14 protein-coding genes and 1 pseudogene are annotated in these 20,835 nt (G+C 61.1%); 4 read left to right on the forward strand and 11 right to left on the reverse strand.

The genetic code is table 11. The features are described 5' to 3' along the window. Window positions 1-214: 214 nt before the first annotated feature. The 4 genes from QFZ54_RS01695 to QFZ54_RS01710 all read right to left on the reverse strand — a co-directional run bounded on the left by QFZ54_RS01695 (window position 215) and on the right by QFZ54_RS01710 (window position 5,501). Entirely contained in the window at window positions 215-3,115 is a 2,901-nt protein-coding gene (locus QFZ54_RS01695) for a TonB-dependent receptor (RefSeq protein WP_373458412.1), read from the reverse strand. A gap of 97 nt (window positions 3,116-3,212) precedes the next feature. Beyond that, window positions 3,213-4,127, reverse strand: coding sequence for a FecR family protein (locus QFZ54_RS01700; protein WP_307083807.1), 915 nt, complete (start codon window positions 4,125-4,127; stop codon window positions 3,213-3,215). Window positions 4,128-4,135: 8 nt separating this feature from the next. Continuing rightward, window positions 4,136-4,642 carry an RNA polymerase sigma factor gene (locus tag QFZ54_RS01705; protein WP_307083810.1) on the reverse strand — a complete coding sequence of 169 codons (507 nt, stop codon included), beginning with the start codon at window positions 4,640-4,642 and terminating at the stop codon, window positions 4,136-4,138. A 481-nt stretch (window positions 4,643-5,123) separates the two neighbouring features. Continuing rightward, the gene (locus tag QFZ54_RS01710) at window positions 5,124-5,501 is read right to left on the reverse strand and encodes a hypothetical protein (RefSeq protein WP_307083812.1); all 378 of its coding nucleotides are present in this window, start codon (window positions 5,499-5,501) and stop codon (window positions 5,124-5,126) included. 55 nt (window positions 5,502-5,556) lie between these two features. Here QFZ54_RS01710 and QFZ54_RS01715 point away from each other — a divergent pair, with 55 nt between their 5' ends. Continuing rightward, a complete protein-coding gene (locus QFZ54_RS01715) occupies window positions 5,557-6,117 on the forward strand; it encodes a GDSL-type esterase/lipase family protein (RefSeq protein WP_307083815.1) in 561 nt (186 codons plus the stop codon). Between the two features lie 435 nt (window positions 6,118-6,552). Further along, complete coding sequence (locus tag QFZ54_RS01720) at window positions 6,553-8,925, forward strand: DUF6351 family protein (protein WP_307083817.1); 2,373 nt, start codon at window positions 6,553-6,555, stop codon at window positions 8,923-8,925. 1,461 nt (window positions 8,926-10,386) lie between these two features. On the opposite strand, the gene QFZ54_RS01725 is transcribed toward QFZ54_RS01720, so the two are convergent. Further along, window positions 10,387-12,687, reverse strand: a complete 2,301-nt coding sequence (locus tag QFZ54_RS01725; RefSeq protein ID WP_307083819.1) for a putative bifunctional diguanylate cyclase/phosphodiesterase — start codon at window positions 12,685-12,687, stop codon at window positions 10,387-10,389. Between the two features lie 1,323 nt (window positions 12,688-14,010). Beyond that, the gene (locus tag QFZ54_RS01730) at window positions 14,011-15,231 is read right to left on the reverse strand and encodes a glycosyltransferase family 8 protein (protein ID WP_307083821.1); all 1,221 of its coding nucleotides are present in this window, start codon (window positions 15,229-15,231) and stop codon (window positions 14,011-14,013) included. Between the two features lie 313 nt (window positions 15,232-15,544). Between QFZ54_RS01730 and QFZ54_RS20315 the strand changes: the two genes are divergently transcribed. Then, on the forward strand, window positions 15,545-15,673 hold the full coding sequence (locus QFZ54_RS20315) for a transposase (protein WP_373458413.1): 129 nt from the start codon (window positions 15,545-15,547) through the stop codon (window positions 15,671-15,673). A gap of 608 nt (window positions 15,674-16,281) precedes the next feature. After that, window positions 16,282-16,443 (forward strand): annotated as a pseudogene (locus tag QFZ54_RS01735) (UTP--glucose-1-phosphate uridylyltransferase); the annotation flags it as partial. A gap of 24 nt (window positions 16,444-16,467) precedes the next feature. Here QFZ54_RS01735 and QFZ54_RS01740 read toward each other — a convergent pair. The 5 genes from QFZ54_RS01740 to coaBC form a co-directional block, all read right to left on the reverse strand. Beyond that, the gene (locus QFZ54_RS01740) at window positions 16,468-17,841 is read right to left on the reverse strand and encodes an exopolysaccharide biosynthesis polyprenyl glycosylphosphotransferase (RefSeq protein ID WP_307083824.1); all 1,374 of its coding nucleotides are present in this window, start codon (window positions 17,839-17,841) and stop codon (window positions 16,468-16,470) included. A gap of 180 nt (window positions 17,842-18,021) precedes the next feature. Next, on the reverse strand, window positions 18,022-18,789 hold the full coding sequence (locus QFZ54_RS01745) for a HesA/MoeB/ThiF family protein (RefSeq protein ID WP_307083827.1): 768 nt from the start codon (window positions 18,787-18,789) through the stop codon (window positions 18,022-18,024). Window positions 18,790-18,837: 48 nt separating this feature from the next. Then, window positions 18,838-19,212, reverse strand: a complete 375-nt coding sequence (locus QFZ54_RS01750; RefSeq protein ID WP_307083829.1) for a hypothetical protein — start codon at window positions 19,210-19,212, stop codon at window positions 18,838-18,840. Beyond that, on the reverse strand, window positions 19,209-19,646 hold the full coding sequence (dut, locus tag QFZ54_RS01755) for a dUTP diphosphatase (protein WP_307083831.1): 438 nt from the start codon (window positions 19,644-19,646) through the stop codon (window positions 19,209-19,211). Before dut ends, QFZ54_RS01750 begins: the two co-directional genes overlap by 4 nt. Further along, window positions 19,643-20,830 carry a bifunctional phosphopantothenoylcysteine decarboxylase/phosphopantothenate--cysteine ligase CoaBC gene (gene coaBC, locus QFZ54_RS01760; RefSeq protein ID WP_307083833.1) on the reverse strand — a complete coding sequence of 396 codons (1,188 nt, stop codon included), beginning with the start codon at window positions 20,828-20,830 and terminating at the stop codon, window positions 19,643-19,645. The genes dut and coaBC overlap by 4 nt, the downstream gene beginning before the upstream one ends. Window positions 20,831-20,835: the final 5 nt, after the last annotated feature.

A 20,835-nucleotide genomic window follows, 5' to 3' on the forward strand; every position in this document is an offset into this window, starting at 1 on the left:
GGCCCGGCGGCACCGCGAACCGCGGCCAGCCGCGGACGCTGTGCCGACCGAGTTCTTCCGGGCTCGACATCGCGCTGCGGAGCCGTGGCGCATGATGATGACCACGTGTTCGAGCTTGTCCTGCGGCGGCGGGGGCGAGGTCTGCGCCACCGCCGCACCGGCGATCATGTCGAGACGACCAGCGCGAAGCCGGCTGCGAGTGGTGCGATCCGCCTCAGAACTTCGCCCTTACGCCGGCGGTGAACGTCCGCCCGTAATCGGTATAGCCCGCGAACTGGTTGTCGCGGACATATTGCCACTGGACGCCGCCTGCGACGTTCATCCCTTGCACGACGAAGGTGACGTTCGGCGTGACCTTGTACGACATGTCGAAATCGAGACTGCCGAACGCACTGTCATTGTTGGCGGCAAGCCCCGCCCCGCCGACGTCGCGCAGCACGTTGCCGCGCCAGCTGTAGCTGACGCGCGCGCCGACGCGCTCCTTCTCGTAGAACGCCGTCAGATTGAAGCTGTCCTTGGCGACGTCGACCAGCCCATCGCGGAACGTACCGCCCGTCGCCAGCGCATAGGTGCCGCCGGTCGCGGTGTGCGTGTAGTTCGCCTGCGCGCCGAGACCATCGAACGGTGCGGGGAGCATCTTGAAGAGCTGCTGGTACGCGATCTCGACGCCGGCGACATAGGCGTCGCCACCGTTCTTTGGCGCGGTCAGGCGATAGGTCTGTCCGTCGAGGACGAAGTCGCGCGTCTGCTGGAACACGAAGGTGGTGATGTCCTTGTAGAACACGCCGCCGACCAGCGCGCTGCCGGGCGCGAAATACCATTCGACGGTGCCGTCATATTGCCACGCCTCGAACGGCTTCAATTCGGGGTTGCCACCGACCGCGGTGAGGACGGTCGGGCTCGAATTGATCGTCAGCCGCGGGGCCAGATCGGCCAGCGACGGGCGGGTGATCACCTTCGACGCGGCGAAGCGCATCTGCAATTTGGGGGTGAACTCAGCGACCAGATTGAGCGAGGGGAGGAAATTGTCGTATGTCTTCTCGTAGCTGACCGGCAGCGCGACCTTGCCGTCGTCGGCATAGCCCGACGAGGTCTGGCGCGTCCGGGCATAGCGCACGCCGACGTCGCCGCGCACCGCGATGCCGCCGACCGGGAACGCGAAGTCGGCCATGCCGTAGCCCGCGAGGATCTCCTCGCCGATCGCATAGCTGTTTCGCAGATCGCCGCGCGCGAGCGGGGCGGCGAGCAAGGCCTCCTTGCCGGTGGCGGCGGCGAGGAACTTGGCGGGATCGGGCATCGCCCAGGTCGTCGGCAGGTCGCCCTTGGCCCCGTCGAGGAAGTCATCGACCGGGAACGGCACGAAATAGCTCGCGTCGAAAGACTTGCCGGTGATGCCGCTGGTGAAGTTGATGTCGCGGCGATTATAGGCGCGCGTCCGCTTCTGGTATTTTGCACCGACGTGCAGCGCGCTGAAGACGCCGCTCAGGTCGCGCGTGATGTCGAGCTTGGCGGCGCGCTCGCGGTCCTTCGAATCGTTGACGCGGTATTCGATCCGCCGCCCCGGCAACAGCGCCGGGTTCGACAGGTCGGCGTTCAGCAGGGTCACGTTGGGCAGCCGGTCGCCGGCCTTGCCGAAGTCGAACGTCGTCGCGCCGACTGTCCCGAGCAGGCGGGTGCGATAGATCGGCTCCGGCGTGTTCGAATAGGCCTGGCCGATGCTACCATCCGCAGCGATCGTCCAGCCGCCCGCCTGCCACCGTGCGTTGGTGCCGAACAGCCAGTTCTTATATTGCAGCATGGACGTCTCGCGACCGATCTGCGTGGTCGAGGCGGTCGTGGTCGCGCCGGTCAGCACGCCATTCTCGATCACCGCGCTACCCGGCACGATCCCGCGCGGCAGGCCGGCGCCATCCGCCGCCGAATAGGTCAGCTCGTCATAGGCGACGTTCAGCCGGCTCCACAGCCCATCGACGTTCAGCTCGAACCGGTCATCGGGCTTCCACTGCACCTCGCCATTGAGGCCGATCCGGTCGCGTTTCTCGCGTTCGAGCGTCGGGCGGATCGCGGTCGGGATCAGGGTCGTCGCGCTGTCGAGCGAGCCGTTGCCGTCGGTATCGATCTTGCCGTCCGCCCAGCCGACGCCGGTGATGCGGTCTTGGCGGGTGGTGCGCTCGTCATAGACGGCGGCGATCAGCGCGCCGATCTTGCCGTCGGGGCTCGCCCAGCTCGCCATGCCCGACAGGCGCGGGTCGACCGTATCGGCAAGCCGCGGCGAACTGGCAGTGGCAGACAGCGACAGCACCGGCTTCTTCAGGTCAAGCGGGCGGAAAGTGCGCAGGTTGATCGTCCCACCGATGCCGCCTTCGTCGAGGCTCGCGCGCGGGCTCTTGATCACCTCGACCGCGGACATGAGTTCGGACGGGAGCGTGTCGAAGCGGAACTGGCGGCCGCTCTGGCCGCTGTCGCGGACGTTCTCGTTCACCGCGACCGAGCGATCGTTGAGCGTCACCACCTGGAAATTGGCGCCGAGCCCGCGGATGCGGACGAACACGCCCTCGCCGCGATCGCGGACGATCGACACGCCGGGGACGCGCTGGAGCGCCTCGGCGATGTTCTGCGCGGGGAACTTGCCGATGTCCTCGGCCTTGACGACGTCGATGACGTTGGTCGCCTTGCGCTTCTGCGCGAGCGCGGTGGTCAGGCTGCTGGCATAGCCGGTGACGACGATCTCGGCGGTGTCGTTTTGAAGGGCTTCGGTCGCCACTGTCTGCGGCGCGGTGCCGACTACCGCACCCGAGACGAGCAGCGCGCCATTGGCCTCGCGACGTACGGTGAGCGGTGTGCCTGCAATCAGGCGCTCGACCGCAGCCTGCGGGGCCATCGTGCCGTTGAGCGCGGGGGCGGTCATCCCGGCAACGGCGGCGGGCGTAAACAGGATGTCGGTGCCACTCTGGCGGGCGAGCGCTTCGAGCGCCTTGCCGAGCGGTTGGGCTGCGAGATGCAGGGTTACGCGCGCCTGTGCGGTGGCGGCGGTGGCGAGAAAGGCGGTCGACAGCGCAGCAACGGCGGCGCCCAGCACGAACGATCGGCGCAGACGCCGGCGATTGGTGATCACGGTGTTCATCCCCCCAAGGAAGGCGGCGATGATGCCGCACCTCCTCGACGGGCGAGGATCGATCTACCCCACCCCCCACGGCGAATTGCGGCGAACTTTATCCGCCGAGCAGGACCGCGCCCTCGATCGTCCGCACCCGCAGCGCGAGCAGCGCCGCGAGCGACCGGCCCAGCGCGACATTGTCGCCCACCCGGTACATCCCGCTGACGCGCACTCCGGCGACCGCGGGGTCGGCGATCACCAGCCGGGTCGTGCTGTAGCGGTTGGCCTCTTCGGCGACCGTCGCCAGCGTATCGTCGTGGAACGCCGCACGCCCGCTGGTCCAGGCCTGCGTCGCGGCAAGATCGGGGCGATCGATCCGGCCCGCGCGCAGCCGCTCGCCACCGGTCAGCCGTCGCGCTGCGCCGGTCGTCGCCACCGCCGCGCTGCCCTCGATCGCGGTCACCGCCACCCGGTCGTCGCGGTCGCGGCGCAGATCGAACCGTCCGGCCGCCGCGGTCATGTCCCCGGCCCCCACGTCGATCGTGAACGGGGTCGTCAGCGGCGCCACGGTCAGGTCGATCCGACCGCGCGCCAGCCAGAGCCGCCGCCGCTCGGGGGTTGCGATCACGCGCACGCGGGTCGCCGCATCGAGCAGCAGCGACGAGCCGTCTTGCAGCCCGATCCGCCGCTGTTCGCCGATCCCCGTCTCATACGGCGTCGCCGCATAGGCCGCCTGGAACGCAAACGTGCCGCCGGCCGTCGTCGCGGTCAGCGCCACCAGCCCGCCGATCGCCCGGCGCCGCGTCACCGGCGCCGGCGACGGCGCGGTCCCCGGCACCATCTCCCAAAGATCGGTCGCACGCTCGAACCGCGCGGCATGGTCGGGGTTCGCGGCGAGCCAGCGCCGGAAGTCCGCCGCATCGCGCGGCGTCGCATCGTCGGCATTGAGCCGTGCGATCCAGTCGGCAGCGGTTCGGTTGCTGGCTGCCCGGTTCGCATCGAAGCTGTTCGAGGGACGGCGGCCGGGCATCGCGAAACTTACCAACCCTCCGTCCAATCGGCCAAGAACGTCATTGCCTTGGCCATGTGCTTCTCGACCGCGCCCTGGCTGATGTCCAGGCGCTCGGCAATCTCGCGATACTTATACCCGTCGAGCCGCTGCATCAGAAAAATCTCGCGGGTCCTGGGAGACAGTCGGCCGATTCCCTCGCGGACCCGCGCCAGCCGCGCCTTGGCGATCATCACCTCGTCCTGGATTGGTGTGGGATCGCGCAGCCAGTCGATCGCCTCGGCCGGTTCGCACACCCCGCGCACCGCCTCCCGGCGAAACGCGTCGCGCCCCCGGTTGACCGCGGCGTGGACCAGGAACGCCTCGTCGTTGCGCGGCGCGTTCGCCAGCCCCGCCATGCTGACATAGGCATCGTGGAGCAGGTCCTCGCCATCCGTGCGCCGCGTCATCCGCTCGACCTGCGCGCGCAACCGCGACCACCCCGCCCATAAGCGACGTGCCCCGGCGTCGGTCGTCGTAAGGTCGGACGTGGTCATCCGCCCACCCGGTATGGGGGCGCGGGTACAGTTTGATGACGCCGCGGGGACGGATCGGTGACACGCCGGCAACGTGCCCGCCGCGGCACTTTTACTAGCGCCAGCGTGTAGGGTGGAATTCACATCCCGAGCATCGCTCGCAGTTCACGACAGGGCGTTCCGCGGAGGCTCATTTGATGGCCGTGACCGAAGCCAACCGAATTAGAAACAGGAACGATCGACCGGTTATGAGAAGCGAAGACAGGGCATGAATGTCGGGTCTGGGTCAGTTTCCCGGAGCGGTAGCTTGCCCAACGAGTGGGTATCTACGGCCCCCAATCAGGCTTTCGAGCAGGACCGGTGTAAAGTCGTGGCCATCGACGCCCACGTCGAACTGGCGCGGCATCGGTTTTAGCCTTCCGTGACTGTGCCCATGCAGGTTCAGCGAACCGCGGTGTTGCCCATTCCAGCTTCGGAACGGGTAGTGGCACAGAACAAGCGATCAGCCGTCCAGCTCGATTTCCGCGTAGTCCCCGACGCTTGTCCAACCGTCCGCCGCGAGCGTCGCATCGGGGTCGTTATTGCCACGGAGCAGGTGTTTGCTGCCGTTTAGTCGGGAAAGCAGTTCGGCTACATCCGTCGGGCGACGGGCGACGTCGCCCAGGTGCCACACCACGTCATCCGCGCCGACGACGGCGTTCCATCGCTCGACCAGCGCCTCATTCATTTCAGTCGTGTTGGCAAAGGGACGTCGAGAAATATTGATTGTGCGGTGGTCGCCAAAATGCGTGTCGGCCGTGAAGAAGACGCTCATGAGCGCCGTGCCGTCCGGTTGTATGTCATCGCGGATAAACGAGCACCAGCGGTAAAGGTTCGGCACGATAGTGACTGGACGCCTTACATTGCATCCAAACGAAACTATCTCGCGGCGGTACATGACAATCAACCAGCCTCTGATCCTGGCAATAGGCGACAGCCTGATCGCCGGTTACGGCCTGCAGGCCGCCGATAGTTTTCCAGCACAGTTGCAGGCCTTGCTGCAAAAGACATCTCCTTACGCTCGCGTGGTGAACGCCGGGGTATCGGGCGATACGACCGTCGACGTCCTGCGGCGTTTGCCTCGCTTGCTATCCGCCCTGGACCAGCGACCCGCACTCGCAATCGTTCAGGTGGGACCCAACGATGTCCTGCGACAGGTTCCGGTGGCGCGTACTCGAGCACAGCTCGAGCAGATCCTGCTGAACTTGGGTAGCTGTGGCATTCCCGTGTTGCTGACGACGGTCGATCCTCCAGTGTTCATACGTGACCGGGCTGCTGCGTATCTGGACATTCACACGGCGCTGGCTGCCGAACACGGGGCGACCATTTGGCCGTTCTTTCCGCCTGGGGTGCTGGGACACGCCGATATGGTGCTGGCGGATCGAGTGCATCCCAACGCGAAGGCTATCGCAGCGGTAGTTGCTGCAATCTTGCCAACCGTGGAGAAGATGCTTTAGATGCTTTAGATGCTTTAGATGCTTTAGATGCTTTAGATGCTTTAGATGCTTTAGATGCTTTAGATGCTTTAGATGCTTGTGCTTGAGTTCAACCAGCACATTTGAGCCTAAACCGCAGTTCTACGGATTTAGCAGGTACTAATTACCCCTATCGGAGGGGTTGTCTATTAGGTCAACGCAATGGTTTTTGCCGTTTTGGCCAGCCCATTTAGCCACGCTGTATCAGTCTGCTGGCCCAGCGTTTGATACTGCGCCTCATGCAGTGGTCGTCATTCTCGACGGGAAGGGCCGTCGATGCCCTCGCTTTTGAATCTATTCCTGCTGCTCGCGGCAGTCGATCGCGTTGACTGCGTCGGGCATCCGCTTAAGCTCACAATATCCGGTGACTAATCGTCGGGCCTGCGATGGGTATCATCGCGACAGGAGAGGATAATGATGAGACGGGGAAGAGGCGCGCGCCTCGTGCTGCTTGTCGCGGCAACCGGGCTGTTATCTGGTTGCGGCGATGACGAGAACTCGCCCACCGCCGCGCCGCCGCTGAGCGGCACCAGCATCAAAATTCTGTCCGGGCGGGCCGACATGGTGACCGACGGAGACGCGTTGGTCGAGGTCGTGCTGCCGACGGGCGCCGTGCCGGCCAATCTGCGGGTCGCCGTCGGCGGGCGCGATCAGTCTTCGAACTTCGCGCTCCGTTCGAACGGTCGCGTCACGGGCCTGGTTTCGGGGCTCGCAGCCGGTGCCAACGTAATCGAGGTGACGGCAACCAACAACAGCTTTGCCGGCGCACGACTGACCTTGACCAACGCCGGTATCAACGCGCCGGTGTTGCTCAGTTCGCACATCAACCCTTACATATGCGCGACGCCGCAGCCGGGAACCGCAACGGTCACCAACGCTAGCGGGTTGTCCACGGCCCCGACCGATACGCAGTGCACGACGCGCACCGAAACCAAGCTGTATTATCGTACGCTGACAGCCGCTGGCACAGGCGGTTGCGCGTTCGTGCTTCCCGATCCGTCGCCGACCGCGGCAAACCCGAATCCGACGACTCCCGCCAACAGCTGTTTTCAGCCCTATGTTACTGGCACAACCCAGGCCGCGCTCATCGCGACCACGACGCCGATCGGCGTGACGGCGGCCGTACCCTACATCGTGCGGGTAGAGCGCGGGGTGATCAACCGCGGCATCTACGACCTTGCCGTGCTGTTCGACCCCAATCGACCGTGGACGTTCGAAAGCCCGCAGCCGCAATGGGCCGGCAAGGTCGTCCACAATTTCGGCGGCAGCACGGGCCAGCCCCGGTTCCAGGCACGGCCCAACAGCTCATGGGTCGACGATACTGCGCTGTCTCGCGGATACATGGTGGCGGTCAACAGCCTGACGGACAGTGCCAACAATTCGAACCGTGTGCTCGTCGCTGAAACGGTGATGAAGATGAAGGAGCACATCATCGAGCAATACGGGGAGTTGCGCGGCTATATCGGCAATGGCGCCTCGGGCGGCGCCATCAACCAGAATACGGTCGCATCGATAGCGCCCGGCCTGCTTGACGGCCTGCAGATCCAACTGGACTTCGCCGATTCGGTCACCACCGCGATCGAAGTCAGCGACTGCGTTCAACTCGTCAACTTCTACGCCGGCCCAGCCTGGACCGGACTGATGCGGCAGCAGGGGCTTAGCCAAGCGCAGATCAACGCCAAGAAGACGGCGATCAACGGCCATCTCGACCAACTCGGCTGCCATAGCTGGTCCAACGCCTTCGGCAGCGCGAACAAGCCTGGGAATTACCAGGCCGTGCTGGTTATCAACGCAGCCGGCGCGCTCTTCACGTCGCCGACGGTCACCAACAATTGCCGGCTGCCAGCGGCGCAGGTCTATGATCCGGCCAGCAATCCCGGTGGTATCCGTTGCAGCGACCCCGATGCGGCGATCGCCGTCTGGGGCACGGCGCCTGGCACCAACCGGGCCAATCAGACCAACGACAATGTCGGCGTCCAATATGGACTGAAGGCCTTGCAGTCGGGCGCGATCACCGCAGAAGAGTTCGTGACCCTCAACGAGGGGGTCGGCGGCAGCGATGCGGATTCGAACCTGATCCCACAGCGCTCCACGGCGGATGCAGAGGGCCTCCGCATCGCCTATCGTGCGGGTATCCTGGTCAGTGGCACGCAGGTGTCGCGGGTGCCGATCATCGATCAGCGCACGCCGGACGAGCAAGGCATCCACTACAACTGGCGCAGTTTCTCCCAGCGAGACCGGTTGGCGCGTGATAATGGCGGCAATTTCGGCAACCAAGTGATCTGGCGCAGCAACGGGGGCATCTCGCTGGCGTCCCGGTCGCTCGTCGCGATGGACACCTGGCTGAATGCGCTCAACGCGCAGGCGCCGAAGGCGTCGACCAATGCCGTGCGCAACCAGGCGCAGATCCTGGCGGCCAAGCCCGCCGCGGCCTTCGACTTCTGCTATCTGAGCACGGACACAAGCTATTCCACCCAAGTGCGCGACTTCGGCATCTGCGACAGCGACCCGCCGCTGGTGATCCGCAGTTCACCTCGCCAGGTTGCCGGGGGTCCGCGGGCCGAAGACATCCTCAAATGTCAGCTAAAGGCGCTCAACTTTGCGGACTATGGCAACATCACCTTCACTACGGAGCAACAAAGCCGCCTGCGCGCTGTGTTTGCGGGTGGCGTGTGCGATTGGAGCCGTCCGGGGGGGGTGAATCAGGAACCCTCAGTATCTCCGCTCAACTTCGCTGCGGGGCCGGGCGGTGTGCCGTTCGCGGCCGAACCGGTGTCGACGCCTATCTGACTTATCAGCCTAACGAAGCGGCGTCTTTCGAGCGCCGCTTCGTTTTTTGCGCGTGACTGACCCTAGACGGGGCGCCATACTCGGGCGGCAACGGCGCTGTTGAAAAGCACAAGCCAGGGCGACACCGGCTTTCGCGCAAGATAAGCATGTAGCTCGCGCTTGCCCGTTTTGCTTGATGCGAGCGACTTTTTTACCCTTCAGTCTCCAAGGCAACGGTTGCCGCCGTACCAGAGACGAGGTCTCGTCTGAGAGGGCGGCACGGTTTCGCTAGCGATCCCCGTTGTAGAGATCAGCGCTGGTGGCACTATTCGTCAGTGGTAAATGTCACCTCACGGCCTTTAGCCGGTCAGCAAAGGATACCGACGGCGAAAATCCTCGCGGCGGAAGAGTAGCTGGCGGTGGTGGCCGGCGGGGCAGGGGGGAAACCACGCCTGTCATGGTAACGATAGTGTGCGGAAAGGTTGTTCTGCGCACGGTAACTAAATGCGCTGCTGGATCCGAAGATTGGCAGGGCATTCCGGGCTTTCAGGGACCTTCCCCCCCGAAGGGCAGGACGCTACGGCCATTCGTATCCTGCGATGCTTCAACCGTGACGTCAGAACGATACCCCTGCGGACCCCACACGACTACATCGACTGCCGCTACGTCAGATGTGCGTTGTAAACGAGCGAACTAACCGTCCGCTCCTAACTTGTGAGGGCGAAACCGGCGCAACGGTTGGTGTGTCCCATTTGGCTGCGGACATCGAATAAAGCCGACGAACTGATCTTTCAAAGAGGATCGGGATAGGGGAAAGCCAGCGGACCGATCGACAATCGCGCCATCCGGCCGCGTGGCCCGGGCTATCTCCGCGCGAGGCAGCGCCGGCCGTCATATCTATCAGGAGGGTGTCACCGCCGATCCGGCTCGCATAGAGCCGCCCGTCGATATTGCTGATGACGCAGACGGTGTCGTTCGCGGTGGCATGCATCTAAATTCCGGTGCAGGTCGTCCATGGCGCCCAACGCCGGCGCGGTCTGTCGCACCGGCCGGTTACCGTCGTCGAAAAAAACACACCTCCCGCCCCTAGCTATCGCGGTAAACGACTTCCCTGCTTGGGCACGCATCGAACGGACCAGACGCCTGATACCCGGCACCGGCGGAATCGTTCCGATCGGGTAAGACCGCACGGATTTGCCGATAGCACCCGGGCGTCGACTAACCGAACGGGGACTTGCCCCGCATCTTGAGCGTTTTCGAAAGTTGAACACCACTTTCATATTCTTCTCCGCCCCATCATACGCAACTAGGCGCTTACAGCCAATAGTGGTTATGAATGGGGGCGAGAAGGGATAGCGTTATCATAGAAGATGAAGAAACGGAAAGGCAAGGTAGTTCTCAGGATAGCTGTGTAATGAGATGAGTTTCCAGAGATTTCGAGACCGCGACTATGTGCCATAGGCTCGTTCTACACGTGAAATGTCATTCCATTGATCTCCGAAGTAGTTCTGTCGCGTCGTTGATTGACAGCGGACGTGCGAAGTAAAATCCTTGAACAGCGCGGCAGCCGATCGCTGTCAATGCATCGGCTTGATCCTTCGTTTCCACGCCTTCGGCGACCACGGCAACGTCGAGGGTGCGGCCTAATTTAATGATCAGATCGATGATAGCCCGAGTGCGATCGTCGCCGCAGACGTCATCGATAAAGGACTTATCGATCTTAATGGTGTCGATCGAAAAACGGTTGATGTAGCTGAGCGATGAATAGCCCGTGCCAAAGTCATCCAGCGCGATCCGCACGCCAAGCTGCCGGATTGCAGCGATGGTCGATGCTATCTCGGGAGAGGGGTGAAGGAAGATGCCTTCGGTGATTTCGATCTCGATGCACTGCGGCAGCAAGCTGAACTCAGCCATCGTTTTGGTGAGATCCTTCAGGAATTCTGGGTCGACGAATTCCGCCGCAGACGTATTCAGGTTCATGCGCAGTGAAGGGTTTGAGAACTGCCGCTGCCATTTGCTGAGCTGTAAGCAGGCTTCGCGCATCACCCAGTGATCAATCTGACGGATAACCCCGATCTCTTCGGCGACGGAGATGAAATCGACAGGCGAAATAAGCCCGCGCTCGGGATGGTCCCAGCGCACAAGGGCTTCGAAACCGAACAGGGCACCGGTCGCGGGATCGACGATAGGTTGATAGGCCAGGTTAAATTCGCCCCGTTCGATCGCCTGTCTCAAATCTGTTTGCAGGCTAAGTCGTGCTACCGCACTGTCGTGCATCGACGCGTCGAAGATCGCATAATCGCCGTAGCCTGCGCGCTTTGCGACATACATCGCGATGTCAGCATCACGGATCAGATCGTCAGGCAGCGCTTCACGGTCATCTGTTTGAGCTATGCCGATGCTGCAGGAGGGGAAAACGCTTTGGCGACCGAGTTGCACGGGGGCACGTAGAGCGGCGATAATGCGCTCGGCAACCCGAACCGGCGTGGCAAGCCCGACCCCATCCTCGATGAGAATAGCGAATTCGTCTCCGCCAAGGCGAGCAAGGGTATCCTGCGGCCTGACACAATCTTTCAGGCGCAGCGCGATCTCCTTCAATAGCGTGTCGCCGGCGAGATGCCCCAGGCTGTCGTTGACGATCTTGAACTGATCAAGATCCAGGAACAGTACCGAGCATGCCGCAAGCGTCTCGCCTCGCGCGCGGTCGAGGGCTGTTGCCAAGCGCTCCATGAAGAACGCTCGATTGCGCAGCCGCGTCAGGTTATCGTGGAACGCCGTGTACAGCAGTTCACCCTCGACGCGCTTGCGTTCCTGAATCTCTGTGGCCAACACCTTGTTTTCGAATTCGGCAATGCGGACACGGTTGGCGAGTTGTTCGGCTTCCTTGCGTTCGGTGATATCGCGCTGCACCGAAACCCAGTGTGTAAACCAGCCTCGATCGTCTGCTACGGGGACGATGCTGAGCTCGACCCAGAACTCCGTGCCGTCTTTGCGGTAGTTGATGAGCTCGATCTCAACGGATTCCCAAGCCAGGAACGCCTTGCGCAGTCGGGCGCGGGCGGCAGGGTCGGTATTTGGCCCCTGGAGGATGCGAGGGGTCAGTCCTAGTACCTCTGCGGCTGAGTAGCCGGTCGTTTTGGTAAAGGCTGCGTTACAATAGAGGATGCGCGGCCCCGGCAGATCGATCGGTTCGGCCTCAGTGATGAGGATGGAATCGCGGGCATGGACCGCAACCGATTCCAGCAAACGCAGCCGCTCTATCTTGGCATTTGCAGCGCCATTAACGAGATCGACGGTCTCTCGCATTTTTGCGAGCTCAAAGACCGTTGCCAAGTGTGCTGCGTGAGCACGTAAAACGTATATTTGTGCCCGGCTGAGCGGAGGGTGATCCTCGCCGTGTAAGACTACAAGGAAGCTATTCTCGTCGTCCGCTATTCGCGCAGCCGCAGAAAATCGCACTTCCGGACCATGCTCGGAATGAAAGCCGATTGGCGAAGATGGCGCATCGTCGACGAACTGTGTCGCGAAAACGCGGGAATGGACCAGATTTTCCCCGTACAAAACAGCAGGTGCAAAACCTTGTAGTGAACCTTCAGCATTGCCGACAACGATAATGAACTCGCCGTCGCATTCGCGGCACACGATGGCGGAACTACACCCCGTAGCATACCCGGCTTCAGCTACGATCCGTTCCAGGGCAAGTTGGTCGACTCCGTACAAGTTGGAGCTTTGAAAGAGTTGGATTACCCCATCTGTCTGATGGGGAGGCACGTCCTTACGCATAATCCACTCCCTTTACTCGCCGGCTGCACAATCAAGAAAGCGTCAACGAAGGGGCTATGGCAATATCCATCCTGTAACAAACTAATAATAAATATTAACTATGAACTAATAATCTTGTGTAAGTAAAAAACTCACAAATAAATATGCAGAATCACTCTTGGTAGGGTGCCTAATGAATTAATTATGGTCCAAAGATTGTCTATATTAGATAGCATAAGACTAACCTCTGTTAGAGAAGATCGCGCCAATCCATTTTATAAAACGCGCAATTATTGTGAATAGAACTCGTCATTTAAATGATAGAATCGCGCTTGAGCGTCGTCAAAAAAATTGATTTTTGATAAGGAGGGCGTCGATCACCCTGACCTTCAGGCCGCACAATATGAGGCTGTGTAGATGCGAACGACTTGAACGCGAAATTCGTCATTGGGGGTAAGCGGCGACTATTCGCACGGTTGGCGCTGGCAATCTCTGGAATTCGACCCATACATGCTGAGCCGAGGACTCTGTTTTTAGTTGCGGATGTAATTATCGGCGCGGCACCGTTTTTCGGCGCGCAGATTAGGACTAGCAACTGGTTGATCCTAAAATTGCAATTTTGCATCACGCGGCGAGCGGCTGTTTGTCGCCCTTCTTTTCTCAATCCCTTTAGAGCGAGAGATTTTCGGCTTTGTGAAGCCTCTAAGCAAGGAGCTTGAAATAAAGAAATCTAGGCGCGCGCTCCTAATAAACTAGGCACCGAGCGTCGAGTCTGCGGTTGCGGCGTGATCTCGGCGGGGCGCTATCAGGTTGAGCATCCACCGGATGCCGGTAGATCTGGTCGAGAAGCGGGTTTGCCTGTTCGATGCGCTATTGGGTTCGAACCTCGTTAATGCGGATGGCGTCGGCCCGCCTAGTCCATAGCGGCAATCGTCCAGGCTACGAGGATCAAAACGCAACCATTTTCGACCGCATAAGCCGATTGTCCTGCCTCATGCGTCGTGCGTTGCCCCAAGCCGGAGTTGTTAGACGCTTGCTAAACATCACATCGTCATTCCGTCATCTCGCTGGCTGCGATAAAACATTTTTCGATTAGTCTGCCTCGTATGCACATCGGCAAAATGTCACGCAATTATTACTGCAATAGAAGTCACTGTCGCTAGCCGGGGTCGAAATGCGTCCGATGCCATTCTACAGACTTTACATTCGTAAAAGAGCGGTCACCGCCGCCGCCACCACCGCCAAGTGGTAATGGCGGACTGGCTTCACTGCATATGGCCCGTAGCTGCTTAAACCCTAAAGATTTCAATCTTAATTTTCACAACATCTGCGTTAAGCCGCAGCCTATATTGAAACTGATTTATCAAGTATCTTTACCGAATCGACCAAGGCCTTGTTACGCCAAGTGCGACGCTCCTTTGTCGTCTTCAAAATCTGCTTAGGTGAATAAGCTGCTCTTTGAAAAATATCATGTCGCGACCGAAGGCTTTCCAATGACGGGTATAGTTTGGTCACGTCGTTATAAGGTTCTGCCCATTTTTTACCCCATGGGGCGTAAATGCCTTGCCACGGCCGGGGGTCAGACATGAAATGCACAATCTTAGGTGGAAATTGGCTTTCAAATCCGTAGCCCATGATAAAACCTGGAAAATTCCAACCTATAGAGGCAAATTCAATTTTATTCTGCGCAACAATATTGATAACAGTTTGATCTTCAAATACAGGCTTCGTTACTGACGCACGCTTTAGAGCCAAAGCCTCTTTCGATAATGACGACCACGTCGATCGGTTAAATCGTAATATTCCTGCATTGACATAGCCATCACCGATCCTTCTAACTTCTTCCCGATTTTTATCGGTGAGGGCACCGGCTTTATTTAAAAATACCATAGGGTCACGAGCGGCGCATATGAACCCAGGCCGAAGAGGCATACCAATAAGCGGTGTAATGTCCGATACTATTTGAGTATCGCCATCTATATATAATATATTAGTATACTGACTCGGAAGAAATTCGTCAAAAAACATACGAGAGTAGACGAAGGGAAGGCCTTCCAAGAACGTAGGCGTTTTCGTGATGAAAACTATACCACTCTTCTCACAAACCTCAGATACAGTTTCCGTTTCGGCGGTTGGATCAGCCGTAAGATTTACTAATATAATATCGGCAGCATTTCCGGAAAGTGATTTGGCTTGAAGTGCGCTGGTTAGTGTTTGAAAAAGATAGCCCTCATTTGCGATATAGCATACGCAAGAATCTTGAATACCAACCCGAATATTCATTTTAACCTCTATCCCGATGGATGCATCGCCTGACAAATTTGGTTCAACATTCGTCCGCACGTGCCAAAAACGTATCTTGAGCTCAGTCGCCAGTACAACAAAAAAATTTACATCGTTAAATGTGATATTTAGCATCCCGTATCGGAGTACGGGATAACGGTAATGTGGCAGGGTCTTGCCTACCGATTGCGTCGCAATTGGCAAGGCAGCCGGACCTGATTTTTTGGCCAAGAGCTTCGTAAGGCGAGAGCGGTCGGCGCGATGGCTGGCGGCCAGGTTCAACGTTCCTCACGAGTATTTAATTGGCGGCCGCAAGCCCGTGCGCCGCACCCTCCGATTTACGCCGCGCGAGCGGCCTGATGCCCTGCTCCGCATGCCGTTCAAGGCTGATCTTCCATCTGATCCGCGTGCTCTACGCGACATACTTGTCGCGGCAATGGCGCGGTTGCATCGCACAATGACGAACTCGCCTCACTGTGTGCCGTCCATAGGGAAAAGAGGGCAAAAATTGGTTTCCGCTTGTAGACGATGCGAATGCACGGGCCGAGATTGCTAGGCCCGGCGCAATGACTATCCCGAGGCGGAACTGGTCCGGTTGCAGGAGACCGTCACTGCGCGGCGCCGGCACCGCTTCGGCGCACGCTCAGAGAAACTCGACGACGAGCAGTTGGATGGCGTTCAAGAATTCGGAGGCGGCGTTTACCGCAGTCGCTGTCAGTTTTGATACCGTTGCGCTCATCCCCGCCCGAGCCATGTCGGCGCAAAACCACTTGAGGTGGCTCTCCATTTCCTGCCGCGGGTTGCGCACGTAGCCGACTTGAAGAACAAGGTAGGTGACTGCTGTAGTGTACTCTGCACGTCATCGGTGAGGAGGTCTCCGAGGATCTCGACGCAGTGCCGCGATCGCCCGCGTTTTCGTCACCCGTCGCCCACTAATATGGTTGCTGAGAATGTGAGATGGTGCCTCGTCTATGACCATGACGCTCAAGGATGCGATCATGGACGTTCACTGCTCGGGCCGGGGCAGTGGTTTGGGCCGACACTTGCTGGAACTCGTAACGCACTCGCTTGGAAGCCGAACTTGGCGCTCTCCCTAATAAAATTAGGGCATGAGGGACTGCCTTTGAGCAGAGATGCCGAATTGTAAGGATTCGATTAACGAACCGAGGTGAAGCCTTTTGTCAAATCGCGGACATATTCGTCGATTGCGGAGCTCGCGATCCAACATATAGTTCAGGCCTATTCGCGCGCGTGCGGTGGCAGCTGAACGGACAGGCGGAGTGAGGCGGTGCTAGCCCTCAGACTCATTCGCAGCCAGAACGCGATGGCCAGTTGATCGACAACCAGCCGTTCCACGGCTTCACGTTCGACGGACAGCGCTATGATTGTGGCGGCAAGGCCGGGTACGTCTAGGCCAATCTGGCGATCGCGATGGCCCGCGGCGACATCGGTCCCCGTATTCGGGATTTCGTGACGAACCTGCTGGCCCGCTGAGCCATCGGCACGCGCACCCGAACGTCAGAAGGCGTTCCGGTGCAGCAGGACACGGAAGGTCAGGAGGATGATCTTGATGTCGCGCCAGATCGACCAGTGCTCGAGATACTCCAGATCCGCCTGAAGCCGGTTGCGCAAATCGTCCTCGTACAGCGTTGCACCGCGATAGCCGCGAATCTGCGCCAAGCCCGTCAGGCCGGGCTTGGCGGCGTGGCGATGCCAATATCGCTGGTCGACTTCCCAGAATAATTTGTCGGCGGCGCGCGAGCCGAGGGCGTGCGGACGCGGGCCGACGATGCTCATGTCGCCCTTCAGGACGTTCAGCAGCTGCGGCAGTTCGTCGATACTGGTGCTGCGGATGAACTTGCCGACGCGCGTGATCCGGTCGTCATTGCGTGATGTAGAACGCGCGCCCGCGCCATCGCTGAGGTCGACGCGCATGCTGCGGAACTTCATTAGGCGGAACATCTGGTTGCTGCGACCGATTCGGATCTGGCTGAAGAAGATCGGACCGGGCGAATCGATCTTCACCGACAGCGCGATCAGGATCCAGATCGGCATCAGTGTCACCAGCGCACAACTAGCCAGTATCACGTCGAAGCTGCGCTTCACGAAGCGGTCGAACAGGACTAGCGGGCCGTTGGCGATGATGACCGTCGGGGTGTCACCGTGCGCGCTGATGCCGAGCGGGGCGAGCACATTCAGCTCCGGCATGAAGATCTCGCTCTGGATATTCGCGCCCTTCAACGCCTGCGCCCAGGCGAGCCGACGTTCGGGACTGCACGCGACGATCACCCGGTCGGCGCCCGACAGCGATTGCGCGAGGCGGTCGTACATGACGGGATCATGGTGATCGGGGTCGAAATAGGAGTCCGCTGCGATAACGACCGAGAATTCTCCGCGCGGGATCGGCTGACCGGAATCGTACAGCAGGACGATGCTGAACGGATTTCCGCCGATAAGCGCCGGCATGTGCCGGACGAACAGGAACCGCCCTAGTGCGAGGGAAGCAATGGCGAATGCCGAACTCGTCGCGACGACTAGACGCGGGAATGTATCGCTGGCCTTCAGGCAGAAGGCGATGAAGATGACTGCGGAGATCGCCAGCGCATAGGCCTGCAATCCACGCGCGACGGATCGGAAAGGATCGCGCAGGTTCGTGGCTGCATAGCTGTCGTTATTGAGCGTCGTAATAACGAAGATTGGGATCACCATCGCAAGAATTACGATCCACGCGGTGTCGTTCGCGAATACCCCCCGCAAACCCGCCGCCGCCATATAACTGACAATAATGCAGCCGGTATCCACCGTCAGCATGCCGAGGATCAGGCGAACCCGAAGTGAGGACGCGCTCGGCCGCCAAGTCCGCGCAGGCTTCTTGCCACGTGACGGTGACATAGCGCGGCTCAAAACGCCGGTCTCCACATTCATGAACTTGTCGGACGCACGTGCAGTCCCCCCTGCGCAAAGGGATACCGTAAAATGCCGCAATGCAAAAGAACTACTGTTCGTCCGTACGAGACTTTAGTTGTTATTTTGCCAATTTCGTCTGTGCCGAGAAAGAAACCTGTCGCTAACTTATAGTGAAGCCGCGATTTTGTTGCAGGTTGTGCACCCAGGGTCCTTGGGAAGGCGAATCATACGGAAACGTAGTGCAAGCAGGTCGATCAGCAGCAATTTGCCGACGGGATCGTCACCGAACGGCGCAATCGCCCGCAGTACCTCCAATGCAGCCAGGCTGCCGATTACGCCGGTGACGGGGCCGAGCACACCGTCCTCCGCGCAACTGGTCTCCGCGCGCTCCGGATCTTCGCCGACGAAACACCGGTAGCACGGCTTGTCTGCCTCCCAGCCGCGATAGGTCGCCAATTGCCCTTCGAACTGGCCTACGGCGGCCGAGACGAGCGGGATTTTCGCAGCATGCGCGGCATCGGCGACGCAGAAACGCGTCGCGAAATTGTCGCAGCCGTCGAGTACTACGTCCGCGCCGGCCAGCAGCGCCGTGACGTTGCTGGCATCGATCCGAACGCGGTGCGTATTGACCGAAACGTTCGGGTTAATCCGCTTTACGGCCGCCGCTGCGGCGTCGACCTTGGCGATACCGGTATCCGCGGTCCTGAAGATCGTTTGGCGCTGAAGATTGGAGGGTTCGACAGTGTCGTCGTCGATCAGGATCACGCGACCGACTCCCGCCGCGCCCAGATACTGGATCGCGGGCGAGCCGATGCCGCCTGCGCCGACGATCGCGACGGTCGCCGCCTTCAGCCGCGCCTGGCCGGTGCCGCCGAATTCCTTGAGGACGATATGGCGCGCATACCGGGCGAGTTCGTCGTCGGATAGGATCATGCGCCCCAAACGAAGGTGATGGTGGTGCGGTACCAGGTGTCGGTGTCTTTAACGACAACATCGATCGAATCGCGCGGCGCCCAGAATGACCCCTGCGGCATATTGTTCGACCGTCGGGCAGTCGATCGCGCGCGGCGTCACCCGGCGGAGGCGGCCGTCGGGCGTGATCAGCACGGCAAGGTCGACGGTCAGCGTCCAGCCCAGAGAGGTGCGGACCGCACGGGCACAGCGGCCGGCAGCGACTTCGCCGTGGACGTAGGCGGACGTGTTCGCGCGTGCCGTCGCCTGACCGCGGATGCGCAGGATCGGAAGCGTGCTCCAGTCCTGTGGCGGCAGCGTGCTGGCCACCTGCGTCGTCGGTGCGGTGGGAACCAGGACCGGTGGAACAACGGCCTGAAGCAGAAGGAGAAGCGCGCCGATCATCGGCCGGTCGATCCGAAACCGCCGAGACCACGCACGGTGTCGTCGAGTGTCGCGACCTCGTCGAGCGTGGCGCGCAGGACGACTGCGGGGACGAGTTGCGCGATCCGGTCGCCGCGCGCGATTTCGAACGGTTCCTGGCCGAGGTTGGCAAGGATCACCTTCACTTCGCCGCGATAGTCGCAGTCGATCGTGCCCGGCGTGTTGAGGCAAGTGACGCCGTATTTGAACGCGAGGCCGGAGCGGGGGCGGACCTGGACCTCGTGACCTGCGGGAATGGCGATCGCAAAGCCGGTCGCGACGGCGGCGCGTGCGCCGGGGGCGAGCGTAAGCGCTTCGGCGGAAACGACGTCCATCCCGGCGGCACCCTCGGTCGCATAGGCGGGCAACGGCAGGCCCTCGCCATGCGGCAGGCGCTTCAGTTCGATACGGATCATGATGCGGCTTCTAGCGCATCGGCGATGCGGTCCGCCAGTCGTGCGGCGACGGCGTCCTTGGGCAGGCGCTCCCAGCTTTCGACACCCGCTTCGGTGACGAGGTGAACGCTATTGTCCGCGCCGCCCATCACGTCGCCCGATACGTCGTTGGCGACGATCCAGTCGGCGGTCTTGCGAATACGCTTGGCGACGGCGTGCTCGATCACGCGCTCGGTCTCGGCCGCGAAGCCGACGAGCAGGCGAGGGCGGTCCGGGCTGCGCGCCAACGTCGCGAGGATGTCAGGGTTTTCTGCGAGGATGAGCGTGGGCGTGGCGTCGCCCTTCTTGATCTTCTGCGGGACGGCCTCAACGTGCCAGTCCGCCACCGCGGCCACCATGACGGCGGCGTCGGCGGGCAGCGCACGGTCGACCGCGTCCGCCATCTCGCGCGCCGTCTCGACATCTATCCGGTCGACGCCATGCGGAGTTGGCAGCGTCACGGGGCCGGCGACGAGCGTTACGCGTGCGCCGAGCCGTGCCAGCGCTGCGGCTATCGCGAAGCCCTGTTTGCCCGACGAGCGGTTGGCGATGTAGCGGACCGGGTCGATCGGCTCGTGCGTCGGCCCGGCAGTAACGAGGATGTGACGCCCTGCCAGGCGCTTCGGGGGGGCAGGGGCGAGCATCGCCTCGACCGCGGCGACGATCGCGGGCGGCTCTGGAAGGCGGCCGGGGCCATATTCGCCGCACGCCATCATGCCCTCGTCCGGCGTCATAACCGTCACGCCGTCGGCATGAAGCTGCGCCACGTTGCGGACGGTCGCGGCGTGGGTCCACATGCGGACGTTCATCGCCGGCGCGACCAGCACCGGTTTATCGGTCGCGAGCAGCAGCGTGGTTGCGAGGTCGTTCGCGAGGCCTGCCGTCATCCGTGCCATCAGGTCGGCGGTGGCGGGGGCAACGACGATCAGGTCGGCCTCGCGGCTGAGCTGGATATGGCCCATCTCGGCCTCGTCCTTGAGGTCCCAGAGCGTGGTGTAGACCTTGTCCTCGCTGAGTGCTGCGAGCGTCATCGGCGTGACGAAATGATGCGCCGCCTCGGTCATCACGCAGCGCACCGCGTACCCGCGCGTCTTGAGCAGGCGGATCAGCTCGGCGGCCTTGTAGGCGGCGATCCCGCCGCCGACGATCAGGAGGATGCGTTTCATGCCGC

It is taken from the genome of Sphingomonas faeni (assembly GCF_030817315.1).
Lineage (GTDB): Bacteria > Pseudomonadota > Alphaproteobacteria > Sphingomonadales > Sphingomonadaceae > Sphingomonas > Sphingomonas faeni_C.